The sequence below is a fragment of the Aquabacterium sp. genome (assembly GCF_030652515.1).
Lineage (GTDB): Bacteria > Pseudomonadota > Gammaproteobacteria > Burkholderiales > Burkholderiaceae_C > Aquabacterium.
Map to the genome: position 1 here is coordinate 1 of NZ_JAUSAR010000105.1, position 2,789 is coordinate 2,789.

Sequence of the window (2,789 nt, forward strand, 5' to 3'; positions counted from 1 at the left end):
TCGGCCGCCGACATCGCCTTGGGGCTGCTGAGGTTCACGCCAGCGGTCCATGCCAATGGCGCGGGCAACGCCAGCTTCTCCTTCCAGGTGCAGGACAACGGTGGCACGGCCAACGGTGGTGTGGACCTGGACGCCTCGGCCAATACCATGACGGTTGACGTCACGGCCGTGAACGATGCCCCGGCGGGCACGGACAAGACGGTGACCACGCTGGAGGACACGGCCTACACCTTCACGGCGTCTGACTTCGGCTTCACCGACCCCAACGACTCGCCGGCCAACACTTTGCTGAGTGTGCGGATCACGACCTTGCCGGCCTCGGGCAGCTTGACCTTGAACGGCGTGGCGGTCACCGCAGGTCAAGTCATCTCGGCGGCCAACATCGCCTCCGGCCTGCTGCGGTTCACGCCTGCAGCCAATGCCAATGGCGCGGGCCATGCCAGCTTCACCTTCCAGGTGCAGGACAACGGCGGCACGGCCCATGGTGGCGTCGACCTGGATGCATCGGCCAACACCATGACGGTCAACGTCACGGCGGTGAACGACGCGCCTGTGGGGGCGGACAAGACCGTGACGACTAACGAGGACACGGCCTACACCTTCACGGCGGCCGACTTCGGGTTCACCGATCCCAACGACTCACCCGCCAACACCTTGGCAGGCGTGCGGATCACGACCTTGCCCGCCTCGGGCAGCTTGACTTTGAGTGGCGTGGCGGTCACGGCCGGCCAGGTGATCTCTGCGGCCAACATTGCCTCCGGCCTGCTGCGGTTCACGCCAGCAGCCAACGCCAATGGCGCGGGCTACGCCAGCTTCACCTTCCAGGTGCAAGACAACGGCGGCACCGCCAATGGTGGCGTGGACCTGGATGCCACGCCGCGCACCATGACGGTCAACGTCACGGCCGTCAACGATGCCCCGGTAGGTGCCAGCACCACCATCACGACGCTGGAAGACACGGCCTACACCTTCACGGCGGCCGACTTCGGTTTCACCGACCCCAACGACTCGCCCGCCAACACTTTGGCTGGCGTGAGGATCACGACCTTGCCAGCTTCTGGCAGCTTGACGCTGAATGGCGTGGCGGTCACGGCAGGCCAGGTCATCTCGGCGGCGAACATCGCCTCGGGCCTGCTGCGGTTCCTGCCTGCGGCCAATGCCAATGGCGCGGGCCATGCGAGCTTCAGCTTCCAGGTGCAGGACAACGGCGGCACGGCCAATGGCGGGGTCGATCTGGACGCCACGCCGCGCACCATGACGGTCAACGTCACGGCGGTGAACGACGCCCCTGGGGGCACGAACAACACGGTGACCACGCCGGAAGACACGGCCTACACCTTCACGGCGGCCGACTTCGGTTTCACCGACCCGAACGACTCACCCGCCAACACTTTGTCTGGCGTGAGGATCACGACCTTGCCAGGTGCGGGCAGCTTGACACTCAACGGCGTGGCGGTCACGGCCGGCCAAGTGATCTCGGCCGCCAACATCGCCTCGGGGCTGCTCAGGTTCACGCCAGTGGCCAACGCCAATGGCGCGGGCCATGCCAGCTTCACCTTCCAGGTGCAGGACAATGGTGGCACGGCCAACGGTGGCGTGGACCTGGACGCCACGCCTCGCACCATGACCGTGGACGTGACCGCAGTCAATGATGCGCCTGTGGGCGCCAGCACCACCATCAGCACGCTGGAGGACACGGCCTACACCTTCACGGCAGCCGACTTCGGTTTCACCGACCCGAACGATTCACCGGCCAACACCTTGTCGGGCGTTCGGATCACGACCTTGCCAGGCGCGGGCAGCTTGACCCTGAACGGCGTGGCGGTGACGGCCGGTCAAGTGATCTCGGCCGCCGACATCGCGTCGGGCCTGCTGCGGTTCACCCCAGCGGCCAACGTCAGCGGTGCGGGCTACGCCAGCTTCACTTTCCAGGTGCAGGACAACGGCGGCACGGCCAACGGCGGCGTGGACCTGGATGCCACCCCCCGCACCATGACGGTCGATGTGATCGAAGTCAACGACGCACCCCTCGGCGCGGACAAAACGGTCACGACGCTGGAAGACACGGCCTACACCTTCACAGCGGCGGACTTCGGCTTCACCGACCCGAATGACTCGCCCGCCAACACCTTGGCAGGCGTGCGGATCACGACCTTGCCGGGCTCGGGCAGCTTGACGCTCAACGGCGTGGCGGTCGCGGCAGGCCAGGTGATCTCGGCCGCCGACATCGCCTTGGGGCTGCTGAGGTTCACGCCAGCGGTCCATGCCAATGGCGCGGGCAACGCCAGCTTCTCCTTCCAGGTGCAGGACAACGGTGGCACGGCCAACGGTGGCGTGGACCTGGACGGCACCCCCCGCACCATGACGGTCGATGTCACGGCCGTCAACGACACACCGGTGGGCACAGACAAGATGGTGAGCACCAACGAGGACACGGCCTACACCTTCACAGCAGCCGACTTCGGGTTCACCGACCCGAACGACTCGCCCGCCAACGCCTTGGCTGGCGTGAGGATCACGACCTTGCCGGCCTCCGGCAGCTTGACCTTGAACGGCGTGGCGGTCACGGCAGGCCAGGTGATCTCGGCGGCCAACATCGCCTCTGGCCTGCTGCGGTTCACGCCTGCTGCCAACGCCAATGGCGCGGGCTACGCCAGCTTCACCTTCCAGGTGCAAGACAACGGCGGCACCGCCAATGGTGGCGCGGACCTGGACGCCACACCGCGCACCATGATGATCGATGTCACCGCAGTCAACGACGCGCCCGCAGGCACGAACAAGACCGTGAC

At 66.5% G+C, this 2,789-nt stretch carries 1 protein-coding gene; it reads left to right on the forward strand.

Features of this window, described 5'->3' with window-relative positions:
* Positions 1-2,789: Ig-like domain-containing protein (locus Q7V20_RS12530; RefSeq protein ID WP_304791393.1), on the forward strand; the 2,789-nt coding region annotated here is incomplete at both ends.